The following is a 16,008-nucleotide window of genomic DNA, read 5'->3' as shown; positions in this document are numbered from 1 at the left end:
CACCGCTCAGCCGATATCGGGATTTCGAGTAGCAGCACAAGCAGCCAGCAGCAAACCCGCCGAGAGGTTCCCCCATGGCAGGCGAGACCGTCATCACGGTCGTCGGCAATCTTGTCGATGACCCCGAGCTGCGCTTCACCCCCTCCGGTGCGGCGGTCGCGAAGTTCCGTGTCGCGTCCACCCCCCGCACCTTCGACCGTCAGACGAACGAGTGGAAGGACGGCGAGAGCCTGTTCCTGACCTGCTCGGTCTGGCGTCAAGCGGCGGAGAACGTCGCGGAGTCGCTCCAGCGAGGCATGCGCGTCATCGTGCAGGGCCGGCTGAAGCAGCGGTCCTACGAGGACCGTGAGGGCGTCAAGCGCACGGTCTACGAGCTGGACGTCGAGGAAGTCGGCGCCAGCCTGCGGAGCGCCACGGCCAAGGTCACCAAGACTGCCGGTGGTGCAGGCCGCGGTGGCCAGGGCGGTTACGGCGGCGGTGGCGGCCAGGGCGGTGGCGCCTGGGGCGGCGGCTCCGGCGGCGGCCAGCAAGGCGGCGGCGCTCCCAACGACGACCCCTGGGCTTCCGGCGCTCCCGCCGGTGGCGGCAACCAGGGTGGCGGCGGCTGGGGCGGCGGCTCCGGCGGCGGTGGCGGCTACTCGGACGAGCCTCCCTTCTAAGGGGCAGTGGCTCGTATCCCCACTTCTTGATCACACAGGAGAGACACCATGGCGAAGCCGCCTGTGCGCAAGCCGAAGAAGAAGGTCTGCGCTTTCTGCAAGGACAAGGTCACGTACGTGGACTACAAGGACACGAACATGCTGCGGAAGTTCATTTCCGACCGCGGCAAGATCCGTGCCCGCCGCGTGACCGGCAACTGCACGCAGCACCAGCGTGACGTCGCCACGGCCGTCAAGAACAGCCGTGAGATGGCGCTGCTGCCCTACACGTCCACCGCGCGCTAAAGGAAGGGTGACCGACTCATGAAGATCATCCTCACCCACGAGGTCTCCGGCCTCGGCGCTGCCGGCGACGTCGTCGACGTCAAGGACGGCTACGCTCGCAACTACCTGATCCCGCGGAAGTTCGCAATCCGCTGGACCAAGGGTGGCGAGAAGGACGTCGAGCAGATCCGTCGTGCTCGCAAGATCCACGAGATCCAGACCATCGAGCAGGCCAACCAGGTGAAGGCCCAGCTTGAGGGCGTCAAGGTCCGTCTGGCCGTCCGTGCCGGCGACGCCGGTCGCCTCTTCGGTTCCGTCACCCAGGCCGACATCGCTTCGGCGATCAAGGCTGCCGGTGGCCCCGAGGTCGACAAGCGCCGCATCGAGGTCGGTTCGCCGATCAAGACCCTGGGCGCTCACGAGACGTCCGTGCGTCTGCACCCCGAGGTTGCCGCCAAGGTCAACATCGAGGTCATCGCGGCCTGACGCTGCGCTCGGATTGAGCAGTAGCTGAAAGGGGCCGCACCCGCGAGGGTGCGGCCCCTTTGGTTTGACGTCTTTACCCTGTCCCCTCGGTTGGGCTCTTTGGTTTACCGCCGATGGTGCGAGCCGTTGGTGTTTCACGTGAAACGTGACAGCCCGCGATGTTTCACGTGAAACCGGCAGCAGGGCATATCGGTTACCGCGTCGCGCCGGTCACGATCCAGCGTCCGGAGCGAGCGCGTAGCCAGAGGGTGAGCATCCGGACGGTCATCATCAGCGTCAAGGCTCCCCAGAGCGCTGTGAGCCCGCCGCCGAGGGCGGGCACGAGCAGCGCCACCGGCGCGAAGACCGCGAGAGTCAGGACCATGGCCCCGGCGAGATACCGCCCGTCTCCAGCACCCATCAGTACGCCGTCAAGGACGAAGACCACGCCGGAGATCGGCTGGGAGAACGCCACGATGAGCAGCGCGGGCAGGGCGGTGTCCTTCACCATGGGGTCACCGGTGAACAGGGGAAGGAAGAGCGGCCGGGTGGCGATCACGAGCAGACCCAGGGCCACTCCGGTGGCGATGCCCCACTGGACCATGCGACGGCAGGCTTCGCGGGCGCCGACAGCGTCATCCGCCCCCAGGTAGCGGCCGATGACGGCCTGCCCCGCAATCGCGATCGCGTCCAAGGCGAAGGCCAGCAGACTCCACAGGGAGAGCACGATCTGATGGGCGGCGATCTCTGCATCACCCAGCCTGGCTGCCACGGCGGTGGCAATCACGAGGATGGCCCGCAGCGAGAGCGTCCGGACGAGCAGAGGTGCGCCGGCCTGCGCCGAGGCCCGGATCCCGGCGGTGTCGGGACGCAGCGAGGCCCCGTGTCTGCGTGCGCCGCGCACGACGACGGTCAGATAGACCGCCGCCATCCCGCACTGGGCGATGACCGTGCCCCAGGCGGAGCCGGCGATACCCAGCCCGGCACCGTAGACGAGCGTCGCGTTGAGCCCGGCGTTCGCGACGAACCCGGCCACGGCGACGTACAGCGGCGTGCGGGTGTCCTGTAGGCCGCGCAGGACGCCCGTGGCAGCGAGTACGACCAGCATGGCCGGGATACCCAGGGAGGAAATCCGCAGGTAAGTGGTCGCATAGGGGGCTGCGGTGGCCGAGGCGCCGAAGACGTTCACGATGCCGGGCGCGAGAGGCAGAACCACGGCGATGACCGCGGCGCCGAGCAGCAGTGCCAGCCAGATGCCGTCCAGGCCCTGGCGGACCGCCGCCTGGAGATCGCCGGCGCCGACTCTGCGGGCGACGGCGGCCGTGGTGGCGTAGGCGAGGAAGACGAAGACGCTCACGGCGGTGGTGAGGAGGGCCGAGGCGACCCCGAGACCGGCGAGCTGTGCGGTGCCGAGATGGCCGATGATCGCGCTGTCGGCCATGACGAAAAGCGGCTCGGCGACGAGTGCGCCGAAGGCCGGGACGGCCAGTGCGACGATCTCTCGATCGTGCCGCCGCCGGGTGGCCTTGGGGATCGCGGGAGCCTGTGACATGGGCGCTAATCTAATCGTCCACAGGTAAGAGATGCAATCCGATAGTGATCCTTACAGTTGCCTGCATGACCCACGCTGTCGCGCGCTGTTCGAACCGATCTTGGTCCGACTGGGAAAGTTTTTCTTCTGCACAGCCGGTGGATGGGAAAAGTGCAGGTCAGGAGCAGTTGTGGACGAAAGTCGAGGGCTTGTTCACAGGGCTGTCCACCGCGTCGTGCACAGGTTTTGGCGGGTTCTCCACAGCATACGGGCGGTCGTCCACATGGCCTGTGGATAACCAGATTGGCTGACGGTGCCCGCGGGCCTACCGTGGTCCGGCACCCGCTCCTTGTCACGGCCTCGGAAACCTCACAAAACCGACGCGTCCAGAACCGGAATGGGGCGTCTCAGTTGTCAGTGCCGTGCCGTAGAAAGAGGGCATGGCGAGGTCCGCGGTGCGGACGGGAGGAGGTGGCTCGGTGAGCATTTCCGAGCCCTTGGACGATCCGTGGGCCGACGCCGGTCCCAGTGATCGTCTGCCCGCCTCCCGCCGCCGGGGCGAGGGCGGCCGCGGCCGGGACGACCGCCACGACCGGGGCCGGGACAGCGGGGAATGGGACGGCGGAGGCGCCACCTTCGAGCGAGTTCCCCCACAGGACCTGGACGCCGAGCAGTCCGTGCTCGGCGGCATGCTGCTCTCCAAGGACGCCATCGCCGACGTCGTCGAGATCCTCAAGGGCCACGACTTCTACAAGCCCGCGCACGAGACGATCTACCAGGCGATCCTCGACGTCTACGCGAAGGGTGAGCCGGCCGACCCCATCACCATCGCCGCTGAGCTCACCAAACGCGGCGAGATCAACAAGGTCGGCGGCGCCTCCTATCTGCACACCCTCGTCCAGACGGTGCCGACGGCGGCCAACGCCGAGTACTACGCGGAGATCGTCCACGAGCGGGCCGTACTGCGTCGCCTGGTCGAGGCCGGAACGCGCATCACGCAGATGGGATACGCGGCCGACGGCGACATCGACGAGATCGTCAACAGCGCCCAGGCCGAGATCTACGCCGTCACCGAGCAGCGGACCAGCGAGGACTACCTGCCGCTCGGCGACATCATGGAGGGCGCCCTCGACGAGATCGAGGCGATCGGCTCCCGCACCGGCGAGATGACCGGCGTCCCCACCGGCTTCACCGACCTGGACTCGCTCACCAACGGCCTGCACCCCGGCCAGATGATCGTCATCGCCGCCCGTCCCGCCATGGGCAAGTCCACCCTCGCGCTGGACTTCGCGCGGGCCGCCTCGATCAAGCACAACCTGCCCAGCGTCATCTTCTCCCTCGAAATGGGCCGCAACGAGATCGCGATGCGTCTGCTGTCCGCGGAGGCCCGGGTCGCCCTGCACCACATGCGGTCCGGCACGATGACGGACGATGACTGGACCCGGCTGGCCCGCCGGATGCCTGACGTCTCGGCCGCGCCGCTCTACATCGACGACTCCCCGAACCTGTCGATGATGGAGATCCGTGCCAAGTGCCGCCGGCTCAAGCAGCGCAACGACATCAAGCTCGTGATCATCGACTATCTCCAGCTGATGCAGTCCGGCGGCAAGCGCTCCGAGAGCCGCCAGCAGGAGGTCTCGGACATGTCCCGAAACCTCAAGCTGCTGGCGAAGGAGCTGGAGGTCCCGGTGATCGCGCTCTCGCAGCTGAACCGTGGTCCGGAGCAGCGTACGGACAAGAAGCCAATGGTGTCCGACCTCCGTGAGTCCGGGTCCATCGAGCAGGACGCCGACATGGTCATCCTGCTCCACCGCGAGGACGCCTACGAGAAGGAGTCGCCGCGCGCGGGCGAGGCGGACATCATCGTCGGCAAGCACCGAAACGGCCCTACGGCGACGATCACCGTGGCCTTCCAGGGCCACTACTCCCGCTTCGTGGACATGGCACAGACCTGATCCCCGCCGGGACGGGGCTGACCTGATCAGCGGTACCCCGAATGGACTCGACGCCGGTCCGCCCACCGGGTGGACTGGGCACATGACGACATTCCAGGAAGAGCTGCTTCCCGCCACCCGGCGGGCGCTGCTGCATCGAATCGCCGTGGCTCAGTCCGAAGGCCGGGCGCCGTCGCTGGTGGCGGCGGTCGTGCGAGGCGGGCGGGCCGTCTGGCACGGGGCGCGAACCTCGGTGGCCGGGCACGGACCGGACGAGGACGTGCAGTACCGGATCGGCTCGATCACCAAGACGTTCACGGCCGTTCTGGTGCTGAGACTGCGTGACGAAGGGCTGCTCGACCTCGGTGATCCCTTGGAGAAGCACCTACCGGGCACCGGTGCGGGGGAGGCGACCATCGCCGAACTCCTCGCGCACACCGGGGGCTTGGCGGCGGAGTCGCCGGCTCCCTGGTGGGAGCGCACCCCGGGCTCGCTGCGGCCCGAGCTGAGTGATGTCCTCGGTGAGCAGCCTTTGGTGCACCCCGTCGGCCGGCGGCACCACTACTCGAACCCCGGCTACACCCTGCTCGGGGCGCTGGTCGAGGAACTCCGCGGTGCCCCGTGGGAGGAGGTGCTGCGGCGGGAGGTCCTCGAACCTCTGGGCCTCGCCCGCACGAGCGCCCAGCCGCGGGCGCCACATGCCGGTGGCTGGGCAGTGCATCCCTGGGCTGACGCCATGCTCCCGGAACCGTTGGAGGACCTCGGCCGAATGGCACCGGCCGGGCAGCTCTGGTCGACCACCGGCGACCTGGCCCGCTTCGCGGTGTTCCTGGCGGCAGGGGATGACCGGGTGCTGAGCGCCGAGTCGGTGCGGGAGATGCGTACTCCGGCCGCCCCCGCGGAGTCCGCCGACGTACTGGACGGTGCCACCTACGGCCTCGGCCTGCAGATCCAGCGTCGTGACGGCAGGCTGCTCGTCGGGCACTCCGGCTCGCTGCCCGGCTTCCTGGCCAACCTCACCATCAGTGTGGATGACGACGTGGCGGCCGTGGTGCTGGCGAACTGCACCTCGGGCCCGTTGCTGTCGGCCACCGGTGCCGACCTCGTCCGTATCGTCGCGGAGGCCGAGCCGCGCATCCCTGAGCCGTGGCGTCCTCTGACCCAGGTCGAGCCGTCTGTGCTGGAGTTGGCGGGCCCGTGGTACTGGGGCACACACGCCTTTGTGCTGCGGGTGACGGCCGACGGGCTCATCTCGCTGGGGCCGCTGGCCGGCGCCGGCCGCCGGGCCCGTCTCCGTTCAAACGGCGATGGCACCTGGACGGGTCTGGAGGGCTACTACGCCGGGGAGCTGCTGCGGCCGGTACGACGGCCGGACGGCACCGTGAGCCACCTGGACCTCGGTTCATTCGCGTTCACACGTCAGCCGTACGACGAGACGGCTGCCGTACCCGGTGGAGTGGACCCCGAGGGATGGCGGGGGATCGGCTAGCGGACGAGAAGACCGGGGGGTGTTTCACGTGAAACGCCCCCCGTGAGATGTCCCACCAGTCGGCTACGAGCCGCTGTGAGTCAGATTTCGAGCTTGAAGCCCACGTGCGAGGCAGTGAAGCCGAGACGCTCGTAGAAGCGATGGGCATCGATCCGTGACGCGTCCGAGGTCAGCTGGACCAACCGGCAGCCCTGGCGGCGGGATTCGTCGATCGCCCACTCGATGAAGTGGGTGCCCAGCCCGCTGCCGCGCTCATCGGCATGGATTCGCACTGCCTCGATGATCGACCGGGTGGCACCGCGCCTCGACAGTCCGGGGATGACGGTGAGCTGGAGCGTGCCGACGACGCGGCCTTCGCGGACGGCGACGACCAACTGCTGGTTGGGGTCGGCGCTGAGCCGCTCCAGGGCGCTCAGATAGGGCGTCAGGTCGTCCGGCGATTCCCGCTGGGCGCCCAGCGGGTCGTCGGCGAGCATGCCGACGATCGCCGGGATGTCGTCGGCCACCGCGGCGCGTATGTCAAGGTCTCCCATACCCGCAGCCTATGCGGGCACGTGCAGCGACTCCACGGCCCGGACCAGGGGAGCAAGCTCCGGGTTCCTGGCCGCCTCGTCGAGGGCCTCGCGCAGCGCCGTGTCGTTGGTGGGGCGGGCCTCTTCCAGTAGCAGGAGGCCCGCCTCGGTGACGTTCGTGTAGATGCCACGGCGGTCGGTCGGGCAGAGATAGCGCTCCAGAAGACCGCGGTCCTCCAGGCGTGTGACCAGCCGAGTGGTGGCGCTCTGGCTGAGGACGACCGCATCGGCCACCTGCTTCATCTGCAGGTGGCCCCCTTCGCCGTCGTGCTGCCGGCTGAGGACGTCGAGCAGGGAGTACTCCCGCACGCTCAGGTCGTGCCTGGACTGCAGTGCGCGTTCGATGTGTGCCTCGATCCTCCCGTGCAGCAGGGAGAGGGCGCACCAGCCCTGGGCGAGGGCGGTGAGCGCGGGGTCTGTCGCTGTCATTGGCGTCTTCCTCTGTCCCGGAGCAGCTGAACCCAGGATAGGGCAAGCGTGCAATATCCCTCGTTTGCATGTAGCCAGCGTCTGCAACTATTGTGGGCGCACGTAAAGTGCACCTGCAATCGTCTGGAAGGTCGTATCCCCATGCCGCTCGCGCTTCTCGCCCTCGCGATCGGGGCCTTCGGAATCGGAACGACCGAATTCGTGATCATGGGCTTGCTGCCCGAGGTCGCCGGTGACTTCGGAGTCCCCATCCCCACCGCCGGCCTGCTCGTGACGGGCTACGCGCTGGGTGTGGTCATCGGCGCTCCGCTGATGACCGTCCTGGGCACCAAGGTCCCGCGCAAGCGGATGCTGATGCTGCTGATGGGTCTGTTCATCGCCGGCAATCTGCTGTCCGCCGTGGCTCCCTCCTTTGCCGTCATGTTGATCGGCCGTGTGGTCGCCTCCCTCGCCCATGGTGCCTTCTTCGGCATCGGCTCGGTCGTGGCGGCCGAGCTGGTCGCCCCGAGCAAGAAGGCGGGAGCCATCGCGATGATGTTCACCGGCCTCACCGTCGCCAACGTCATCGGCGTCCCACTCGGCACCCTCGTGGGGCAGCACGTCGGCTGGCGTGTCACCTTCGCCATTGTCGCGGCCCTCGGCTTCGTCGGCCTGGCCGGTATCGCCAAGCTGGTCCCCGAGCTGCCCAAGCCGCAGGGCGTGCACCTGCGGCACGAGCTGGCCGCGTTCAAGAACACCCAGGTCCTGCTCGCCATGGCAATGACCGTCCTCGGCTTCGGCGGGGTCTTCGCGGCCATCACCTACATCGCGCCGATGATGACCCATGTCACCGGCTTCGCCGACGGCTCCGTCACCTGGCTGCTGGTGCTCTTCGGCCTCGGCATGGTCGGCGGCAACCTCATCGGCGGCAGGTTCGCCGACCGTGCCCTGATGCCCATGCTGTACGCGTCCCTGGGCGCCCTGGCCGTGGTCCTAGCTCTCTTCACGCTCACCGCGCACAGCAAGATCACGGCCGCTGTGACCGTCGCCCTCATCGGCGCCCTGGGCTTCGCCACCGTCCCGCCGCTCCAGAAGCGCGTCCTCGACCAGGCCCATGGCGCCCCCACCCTGGCCTCGGCCGTGAACATCGGCGCGTTCAACCTCGGCAACGCCTTGTCCGCCTGGCTCGGCGGCATCGTGATCACCGCGGGCTTCGGCTACACCTCACCCAACTGGGTCGGCGCCGCCCTCGCCGCGGCCGCTCTGGTCCTCGCTTTCCTGTCGGCCGCCCTGGAGCGCCGCGGCAGTGCCCCGAGCACGGTGGCCGCCGGCGGCACGCCCGCCGGACAGCGAGCGTCGGTCCACCACTGATCCCCCCCCACTTCTCAGCACAGGTCAGCAGCATCCAAGGAGAACCATGAGCACCACCACTTTCGCCCCGCTCACCATTCAGGACGCCGAGTTCCTGATCGCCGAGGCAAGCCGCGCCGCCGAGACCGCCGGGGCAACCGTCAGCGTGACCGTCCTGGACGCCGGAGGCCACCTGCTGGCCTTCCGGCGAGACGACAGCGCCGTGCTGATCTCCGGCGAGACCAGCACTCGCAAGGCCTACACGGCGCTCCAGCTGAACGCCCCCACTGCCGACCTTGTCGACGCCGTCCAGCCCGGCGGCCTCTTCCACACCCTGCCCACGGCCCTCGACCGGCCGTTGCTGTTCATCGCCGGCGGGGTCCCGGTCCGGCGGGACGGCCGGCTCATCGGGGCGATCGGCGTGGGCGGCGGTGCGCCCGACCAGGATCATGGCTTCGCCTCCGCCGCCGTACAGGCACTCTCCTGACGGCAGCCCGCTCCACGCGAAACGCGGACTCCCCCGGGGAGCCCGCGTTCGCCGTTGTCGATGGCTTCTCAGCCCGCCGCGACCGTCAGGGGCGCGAACCGCCGCGTCCAGTCTCCCGGCAGCTCCGTGATGCCGTAGGTCATGACGGAGTTCATGGCGACGGAGGCGAGCCCACGCGCCTTCGCCCAGGTCAGCAGTTCCTCGTGCCGGACGTCGACATCGGTGCGGAGCGGGCGATCGGTGTGGGCGGCGAGCGAGGTGATCAGGGACTTCGCGGTCTCGGTGTCACGGGCGATGAGCGGCCCGACAACATGCGTCTCCATGTTGGGCCAGACGGCCGCGTACCCGACGATCCGCCCGTCGTCCACGGCGACGCGCAGCAGGTCAGAGAAGGCGGGCAGCCGAGTGATGAGCGGGGTCCGGTCAGCGCCGAACACCTCCTCGTCCAGCCTGAGGATGGAACCGAGGTCCTCCGCGGTGGCCGCCCGGGTCGCCACCCCGGGCTCGGACCCGCCCGGTGTGAAGAGCCCGGACAGCATCTCCGAACCACCGGTGACCTTGAACCCCAGCTCCTCATAGAGCGGACGTCCGTGCGGCGTCGCGTACAGGGTCAGGGGAGTCGTTCCCATCGCCGAGACGATGTGCCGCATCAGCCCGCGTCCGATGCCCTGACGGGCGTGCCGTTCAGCGACCAGGACCATGCCGACGGCACCGAGATGCGGGCGTTCCCTCGGGCCGTACTCCGTGATGACACAGGCGGCGACCAGGCCTCCGCCGGGATCGTCGATGCCGTATCCCTTCCCGGCCGTGAGGAGCAAGCGCCACTTGTGTTCCTCGCGGGGCCACCCCCGATCCTCGGACAGGTCGGCGCACGCGCTGAGATCGCGTGGCGTCAGTCGGCGAATGGGCAGAGCGGCGTCGGAAGGAGTTGACACGCAGGTCAGGCTTGCCGACCGGCACCCCCGACGTCCACCGCTTTCAGAGCAGACGACGCGCTTTTGGCCATGTCGTAGCCCTGAGCCCGCCCCCTGGGCAGACCCGGGACGTTTCACGTGAAACATCGCCGTAGGCCGCCGTCCGTGGCCACGCCGAGGAGCTGTGACCGCCTCCCATCAGCCTCGCCCCCATGGCGAGACTTCATCTCTTCGATCTTGACGGCACTTTGCTGCACGGCACTTCCGCACCCGTTGAGATATCCCGTCAACTCGGCCTGGAAGCAGAGACCATGGAGCTCGATCGGGCGATGTCGGCGGGACGGACAGATCCGCCGGAGTACACGTCGCGGGTGTACACCCTCTGGGCCGAGCTGACCGACGCGCATGTGGTGGCGGCATTCGACGGCGCGCCGTGGCTGGCCCGTATCCGGGATGTGTGGGCCGAGATCAGAGCATCGGGGGACTACGGCGCGGTGGTCTCGTTGTCGCCCTCGTTCTTCGTGGAGCGTCTGCTGGACTGGGGAGCGCATGCCCCTTCGGGTCGCGCTTTCCGGCCGTGCCGTTCATCGAACCGGTGGACCCGGCGGGAGCGCTCACTGTGGCCGCCAAGGTGACGATCGCGGACCGCCTGTGCGAGCAGTTCGGGGTCGCCCGGACGGACTGTGTCGCCTGTGGCGACTGGATGTCGGACAGGGACTTGTTCGCTGCGGTTCCGGTGTCCGTGGCGGTCAATGCGGACGGACATCTCGCCGGTCTCGCGACGTACTCCTACACGGGCAGGGACCTCTGGGATGCCTATGAATTGGCGTGTGGTGCGGGGTAATTGAAGGAACCGATGGTTTGCTCGTTGCCAGTTTCCCGGCGAAGACAGGGGCGACTTGTGCGCGTGGTGACGGCCGGTAGGGTCGACTCCGGTTCACGGTCGGGAAGGGACACCCACGCGGAAGTGATTGCGGCCCATGTCACACTCTCGCCTTACTTGTCCGTACACGGGGGAATCGCGGGTTGAATGTGGTCGTGTCGGCCACGGGGCCTGACCGGGGGGAGCTGGCCGTCAGCGGGGGAAAGCAAGCACCTTCCGAGTGAAGCGCGCAGACCGACCGCAAGATGTTCGAGGCGAGGGCACACCATGGACGCTCCGACCACCACGTCGGCGAACAACGACGGGGCCGGCGGAGACGGCTGGTTCACGTCCCACGACAGGCCCGCGGGCGCCCCCTCTTCAGAGTCTCCGGCCGGGGCGCCGGGAGGCGGGCAGGAAACGCCCCAGGATCGCCCTCCCGTGCCCGCAGAGCCCTTGCAGCGAATACGGCCCACAGCAGAGCCGACACGCCTTCACGCGGCCACCCAGGCCCCGCTCGGCGTGCAGCACCCTGCCCCCGGCACCTTCGAACAGCGCGTCCCGCCGCAGCGCGGTGCACAGCAGACGCGGAACGCCTCCCCGGACGCGATCCGTATCCGCGGCACCATGGCCGAGATCGGTCCGATCGCCGACAGGGTCACCTCGTACTTCTATGCGCTGCTCTTCGTCCGCCACCCCGAACTGCGTTCTCTGTTCCCGGCCGCCATGGACACCCAGCGGGACCGGCTGCTCAAGGCGTTGCTCACCGCGGCCGAGCACATCGACAACAAGCCCGTCCTGGTCGAGTACCTCCAGAACCTGGGTCGCGGCCACCGCAAGTACGGCACCCGGCCCGAGTACTACCCGGCCGTCGGCGAGTGCCTGATCGGCGCACTGAGCAAGTACGCCACGGGCATCTGGGACCGCGAGACGGAGGCAGCCTGGGTGCGGACGTACACGACGATGTCCCAGGTCATGATCGACGCGGCGGCCAAGGACGAGTTGCGCGCCCCGGCCTGGTGGCACGCGGAGATCGTCGCCCACGACCTCAGGACGGCGCACATCGCGGTGGTCACGGTCCGTCCGGACCAGCCCTACCCCTTCCTCGCCGGCCAGTACACAAGCCTGGAGACACCCTGGTGGCCACGGGTGTGGCGGCACTACTCCTTCGCCTCCGCGCCCCGCTCGGACGGTCTGCTCACGTTCCATGTGAAGGGCGTCCCGGCGGGCTGGGTCTCCAACTCGCTGGTGCACCGTGCCCGCCCCGGTGACGTCGTCCGTCTCGGCCCGCCCGGCGGTTCGATGACCGTGGACCACACCAGGGACAACGGGCTGCTCTGCCTGGGCGGCGGCACCGGCATCGCCCCGATCAAGGCGATGGTCGAGGACATCGCCGAACACGGTTCGCGCCGTCCGGTCGAGGTGTTCTACGGCGCCCGCACCGAACACGACCTGTACGACATCGGCACCCTGCTCCGGCTCCAGCAGAGCCATCCCTGGCTCGCGGTCCGTACGGTCGTCGACCGGCAGGCGCGGCTGCAGCTCCCCGACGCCATCCGCGGGTACGGCCCGTGGACCGAGTGCGACGCCTATGTCTCCGGCCCGCCCGGGATGATCCGCAACGGGATCACCGCGCTGCGGGACGCCGGCATCCCGGCGCACCGCATCCGGCACGACTCGGTCGAGGAACTGGTCGTCGTCGGCGACTGATCCCTCAGCCGAGATCCGGTGCGTGCATGGCCCGCACACCCTCGATGTTGCCGTCCAGGTAGTGCCGCAGCGACAGCGGTACGAGATGCACGGAGGCGATCCCCACACGGGTGAAGGGGACGCGTACGATCTCGTACTCACCGGCGGGTTCATCGACTTCGGGACCGTGCCGCAGAGCAGGGTCCATGGACTCCAGCCGACAGACGAAGAAGTGCTGCACCTTCACACCGGTCGCACTGCCGCTGTCGCCGATGTGCTCCACGGTGTCGACGAAGCAGGGCACCACGTCGGTGATCTTGGCACCGAGCTCCTCGTCCACCTCGCGGTGCAGGGCGTCGACGACGGTGGTGTCCTCCGGCTCGACCCCGCCACCGGGGGTGATCCAGTAGGGATCGACACCAGGCTTGGTGCGCTTGATCAGAATCAGGTCGTCGCCATCCAGGAGAACGGCACGGGCGGTGCGCTTGACCACGGGTCGGACGGTCATGGGAGAAATGTGGCCCAGCTGGTTCCACGTGAAACATCGCGCAGTGCCACGGCGCGAACGCAGTGCGTCAACCCCGCCGAACATGGTCGGCTCTTGCACTGCCCCATGGTCAGCCCCAGTCCGCGGCCACGTGCTGGAGCCACTCGTGCGCCCGCGCGACGTGCGGCATGGCGAGCGTGCCGGTGCGCACCACGAGGAAGTACGTCCGCAGCGGGGGCACCGCGGGATCGTGCAGCGCCACGACCTCACCACGCTCCAGGGCAGCGGTGCACAGATACCGGGGCAGCACCGCGAGGCCGGCGCCCGCGACCGTACAGGCGAGGACCGCACGCAGATCGGGCGCCACGACCGTGCCCGAGGCGGCGGGACGCGTGTCGAAGACGGAACCCCAGTAGCGCGAGACGAACGGCAGCGACTCATGGACCTCGACGACCGGCAGGTTCTCCAGGGCCGCCGCGCCCTTGCCGCTTACCCTGCCGGCATCCGTCTCCTCGGCCCAGTGCGGAGCGGCCACCAGTACATGCTCCTCGTCGCAGAGCGCGCTGGCGGTGAGCAGGGCGCCACGCGGCCGGACCGTACTGATGGCCAGGTCATGGTGGCCGGCGGACAGCCCCTCCAGGGTCTCCTCGGCGTTCCCGAACGAGGCGCGCAGCGCGAAGCGCCGGCCGTCGTCGCCGGTGAGCTCGGTGAGAGCGGGAAGGGCGCGTTCGGCGGTGAACTCGGGCGGGCCGGCGAGATGGAGGGTGCGTACCGGGGAGTCGTCTTCGAGGCCGCGTTCCGCTATCTCCACGAGGGCGTCGAGATGCGGAGCGGCCTTGTGGGCGAGTTCGTCGCCGATGGGAGTGGGAGTGACCCCGCGGGCCTGGCGCAGGAAGAGCGGGCGGCCCAGCTGTCGTTCCAGGGTCCGGATCTGGGAGGTCACGGCCGGCTGCGAGAGTCCGAGCAGGGCGGCGGCGCGAGTGAAGGAGCCGGCCCGGTGCACGGTCACGAAGGTGCGCAGCAAGGCCAGATCCATCGCACACCCTTCCCTTCGCCCTGCCCCTTTCCGGCCCTCGGGCAGGTCCCCAACTATAAATAAGTCGATAGGTCTCTGCCGCTACAGTGATTGGACACTGACGCAGAGTCAACTAGCCTTGGTCGCGTGGTTCTTGGCGCGCGAGAACCGGGACGGTTCGAGCCACGAGGGGGGAGGCTCGGACCGTCCGTTATGCGTAGCAGTGCCTGCGGGGCCGTCCGTAATCCGGTCACCGATCCGACTCGTCGAGCGCGCGCAGCACATCGGTCACAAGATCTCCGGGATCCTCGGCCCCGACCGACAGCCGGATGAAGCCCTCGGGTACGTCGTCTCCGCCCCAGCGCCGGCGCCGCTCGGCCGTGGAACGCACTCCGCCGAAGCTCGTCGCGTCGTCGACCAGCCGCAGCGCCCGGAGGAACTGCTCAGCACGTGCGCGCGTGGGCAGCGTGAAGGAGATCACCGAGCCGTAGCGGCGCATCTGCTGCGCGGCGATCTTGTGTGCGGGGTCTTCGGGCAGTCCCGGGTAGCGCAGCCCGGTCACCTCGGGCCGCTCGCGCAGCGCCTCCGCGAGCAGCAGGGCGGTCGCGTTCTGCCGGTCCACCCGCAACTGGAGGGTGGCCAGGGAGCGATGGGCCAGCCACGCCTCCATGGGCCCGGAGATCGCCCCGATGATCTTGCGCCAGCGGCGTACGGCCGCCATGGCCGCCGCGTCGCGCCCGGTGACGTACCCCAGCAGGACGTCCCCGTGGCCGGTGAGCTGCTTGGTGCCGCTGGCCAGGGAGAAGTCGGCGCCCAGCGCCAGCGGCCGCTGACCGAGCGGGGTGGCGAGGGTGTTGTCGACGGCGACGAGGGCGCCACGCGCGTGTGCCGCCCCGGCGAGGCGCCGGATGTCGCAGACGTCGAGCCCGGGATTGCACGGCGACTCGATCAGCAGCAGCTTCGCCCCGTCCAGGACGTCGAGCTGAGCGTCGCCGGCGGTGGGCGCGGTGCGGACCTCGATGCCGTATGCCTCCAGCTGCGCGCGGACCAGGGGCAGCACCTGGTAGCCGTCGGACGGCAGGACGACCGCGTCCCCGGCGCCGAGCTGGGAGAAGAGCACCGCCGAGACGGCCGCCACACCGGAGGCGAACACCAGCGTCTCGACCTCCTCGCCGGGTGCCTCCAGCTCGCCGATGGCCCGTTCCAGATGGGTCCAGGTCGGGTTCTCGTCGCGCCCGTAGGCGTACGGTCCGCTCACCTCCCCCGGCAGATGGAAGTGCGCGGCGAAGACCGGCCCGGGCAGGGCCGGCTCGTTCTTGACCGGCTCGGGCAGCCCCGCGCGCACCGCGCGCGTGCCCTCGCCCATGGCCGCCTCGCTCATGCCGCCGTTCCCTCCAGTTCGTCCCGTACCGCGGCGAGCAGGCCCTCGCTCGCCGCCTCCACCATCTCAAGACATTCCTCGAAGCCGTCCAGACCGCCGTAGTACGGATCCGGTACGTCCAAGTCGTCGCCCGCCGGCGACGGGCGCGTGTACGAGCGCAGCAGGCGCACCTTGCGCGCGTCCTCCTCGGTGGGGGCCAGGCGCCGCAGGGCCTTGAGGTGGCCGGAGTCGAGAGCGATCACGAGGTCGAGGCGGGCGAACCAGGACGCCTGGAACTGACGGGCGGTGTGGTCGCTGTCGTAGCCGTGCTCCGTGAGTACACGGACGGCGCGCGGGTCGGCGCCGTCGCCCTCGTGCCAGCCGCCGGTGCCGGCGCTGTCGGCCTCGACACGGTCGTCGAGCCCGGCCTCGGCCATGCGGGCACGGAAGACGGATTCGGCCATCGGGGAACGGCAGATGTTGCCGGTGCAGACGAAGCAGACGCGATAGGTCATCAGGCGC

The 16,008-nt window shown here is 69.2% G+C and carries 16 protein-coding genes and 1 pseudogene; 9 read left to right on the top strand and 8 right to left on the bottom strand.

Features of this window, described 5'->3' with window-relative positions:
- Nucleotides 1-74 precede the first annotated feature (74 nt).
- The 3 genes from OHB00_RS25585 to rplI are packed head-to-tail and all read left to right on the top strand — an operon-like array spanning nucleotide 75 to nucleotide 1,409.
- Nucleotides 75-659, top strand: a complete 585-nt coding sequence (locus OHB00_RS25585) for a single-stranded DNA-binding protein (protein WP_406437896.1) — start codon at nucleotides 75-77, stop codon at nucleotides 657-659.
- 48 nt (nucleotides 660-707) lie between these two features.
- Nucleotides 708-944, top strand: coding sequence for a 30S ribosomal protein S18 (rpsR, locus tag OHB00_RS25580; protein ID WP_003949403.1), 237 nt, complete (start codon nucleotides 708-710; stop codon nucleotides 942-944).
- An 18-nt stretch (nucleotides 945-962) separates the two neighbouring features.
- Nucleotides 963-1,409 carry a 50S ribosomal protein L9 gene (gene rplI, locus OHB00_RS25575; RefSeq protein WP_355929535.1) on the top strand — a complete coding sequence of 149 codons (447 nt, stop codon included), beginning with the start codon at nucleotides 963-965 and terminating at the stop codon, nucleotides 1,407-1,409.
- Nucleotides 1,410-1,602: 193 nt separating this feature from the next.
- Here the strand turns inward: rplI and OHB00_RS25570 are convergent, their stop codons facing one another.
- Nucleotides 1,603-2,940 carry an MATE family efflux transporter gene (locus tag OHB00_RS25570; RefSeq protein ID WP_406437894.1) on the bottom strand — a complete coding sequence of 446 codons (1,338 nt, stop codon included), beginning with the start codon at nucleotides 2,938-2,940 and terminating at the stop codon, nucleotides 1,603-1,605.
- A 458-nt stretch (nucleotides 2,941-3,398) separates the two neighbouring features.
- Between OHB00_RS25570 and dnaB the strand changes: the two genes are divergently transcribed.
- Both dnaB and OHB00_RS25560 read left to right on the top strand, forming a co-directional pair.
- On the top strand, nucleotides 3,399-4,874 hold the full coding sequence (gene dnaB, locus OHB00_RS25565) for a replicative DNA helicase (RefSeq protein ID WP_406437892.1): 1,476 nt from the start codon (nucleotides 3,399-3,401) through the stop codon (nucleotides 4,872-4,874).
- An 82-nt stretch (nucleotides 4,875-4,956) separates the two neighbouring features.
- Nucleotides 4,957-6,342 carry a serine hydrolase domain-containing protein gene (locus OHB00_RS25560; protein ID WP_406437890.1) on the top strand — a complete coding sequence of 462 codons (1,386 nt, stop codon included), beginning with the start codon at nucleotides 4,957-4,959 and terminating at the stop codon, nucleotides 6,340-6,342.
- A gap of 80 nt (nucleotides 6,343-6,422) precedes the next feature.
- On the opposite strand, the gene OHB00_RS25555 is transcribed toward OHB00_RS25560, so the two are convergent.
- The gene (locus OHB00_RS25555) at nucleotides 6,423-6,875 is read right to left on the bottom strand and encodes a GNAT family N-acetyltransferase (protein ID WP_406437888.1); all 453 of its coding nucleotides are present in this window, start codon (nucleotides 6,873-6,875) and stop codon (nucleotides 6,423-6,425) included.
- A 9-nt stretch (nucleotides 6,876-6,884) separates the two neighbouring features.
- A complete protein-coding gene (locus tag OHB00_RS25550; protein ID WP_406437886.1) occupies nucleotides 6,885-7,343 on the bottom strand; it encodes a MarR family winged helix-turn-helix transcriptional regulator in 459 nt (152 codons plus the stop codon).
- A gap of 141 nt (nucleotides 7,344-7,484) precedes the next feature.
- Between OHB00_RS25550 and OHB00_RS25545 the strand changes: the two genes are divergently transcribed.
- Both OHB00_RS25545 and OHB00_RS25540 read left to right on the top strand, forming a co-directional pair.
- Nucleotides 7,485-8,693 (top strand): MFS transporter, encoded by a 1,209-nt coding sequence (locus tag OHB00_RS25545; RefSeq protein WP_406437884.1) that lies wholly within the window; start codon nucleotides 7,485-7,487, stop codon nucleotides 8,691-8,693.
- 46 nt (nucleotides 8,694-8,739) lie between these two features.
- Complete coding sequence (locus OHB00_RS25540) at nucleotides 8,740-9,159, top strand: heme-binding protein (protein WP_406437882.1); 420 nt, start codon at nucleotides 8,740-8,742, stop codon at nucleotides 9,157-9,159.
- A gap of 68 nt (nucleotides 9,160-9,227) precedes the next feature.
- Here OHB00_RS25540 and OHB00_RS25535 read toward each other — a convergent pair whose 3' ends face one another.
- On the bottom strand, nucleotides 9,228-10,094 hold the full coding sequence (locus OHB00_RS25535) for a GNAT family N-acetyltransferase (protein WP_406437880.1): 867 nt from the start codon (nucleotides 10,092-10,094) through the stop codon (nucleotides 9,228-9,230).
- Nucleotides 10,095-10,285: 191 nt separating this feature from the next.
- Between OHB00_RS25535 and OHB00_RS25530 the strand changes: the two are divergent.
- Nucleotides 10,286-10,917, top strand: a pseudogene (locus tag OHB00_RS25530) (HAD family hydrolase).
- 306 nt (nucleotides 10,918-11,223) lie between these two features.
- Complete coding sequence (locus tag OHB00_RS25525) at nucleotides 11,224-12,645, top strand: globin domain-containing protein (RefSeq protein WP_406437878.1); 1,422 nt, start codon at nucleotides 11,224-11,226, stop codon at nucleotides 12,643-12,645.
- A 4-nt stretch (nucleotides 12,646-12,649) separates the two neighbouring features.
- Here OHB00_RS25525 and OHB00_RS25520 read toward each other — a convergent pair whose 3' ends face one another.
- The 4 genes from OHB00_RS25520 to OHB00_RS25505 form a co-directional block, all read right to left on the bottom strand.
- The gene (locus OHB00_RS25520; protein WP_406437877.1) at nucleotides 12,650-13,132 is read right to left on the bottom strand and encodes an NUDIX domain-containing protein; all 483 of its coding nucleotides are present in this window, start codon (nucleotides 13,130-13,132) and stop codon (nucleotides 12,650-12,652) included.
- A gap of 109 nt (nucleotides 13,133-13,241) precedes the next feature.
- Complete coding sequence (locus OHB00_RS25515; protein ID WP_406437875.1) at nucleotides 13,242-14,147, bottom strand: LysR family transcriptional regulator; 906 nt, start codon at nucleotides 14,145-14,147, stop codon at nucleotides 13,242-13,244.
- 229 nt (nucleotides 14,148-14,376) lie between these two features.
- Nucleotides 14,377-15,507: a cystathionine gamma-lyase gene (locus OHB00_RS25510; RefSeq protein ID WP_406437873.1), complete on the bottom strand. Its 1,131-nt coding sequence runs from the start codon at nucleotides 15,505-15,507 to the stop codon at nucleotides 14,377-14,379.
- Complete coding sequence (locus OHB00_RS25505; protein ID WP_406437871.1) at nucleotides 15,504-16,001, bottom strand: low molecular weight protein-tyrosine-phosphatase; 498 nt, start codon at nucleotides 15,999-16,001, stop codon at nucleotides 15,504-15,506. Before OHB00_RS25505 ends, OHB00_RS25510 begins: the two co-directional genes overlap by 4 nt.
- Between the last annotated feature and the right edge of the window lie 7 nt (nucleotides 16,002-16,008).

The organism is Streptomyces sp. NBC_00631 (assembly GCF_045206895.1).
Classification (GTDB): domain Bacteria; phylum Actinomycetota; class Actinomycetes; order Streptomycetales; family Streptomycetaceae; genus Streptomyces.
Note: the sequence above shows the minus strand (reverse complement) of the source record. Positions and strands in the feature narration are given on the sequence as shown.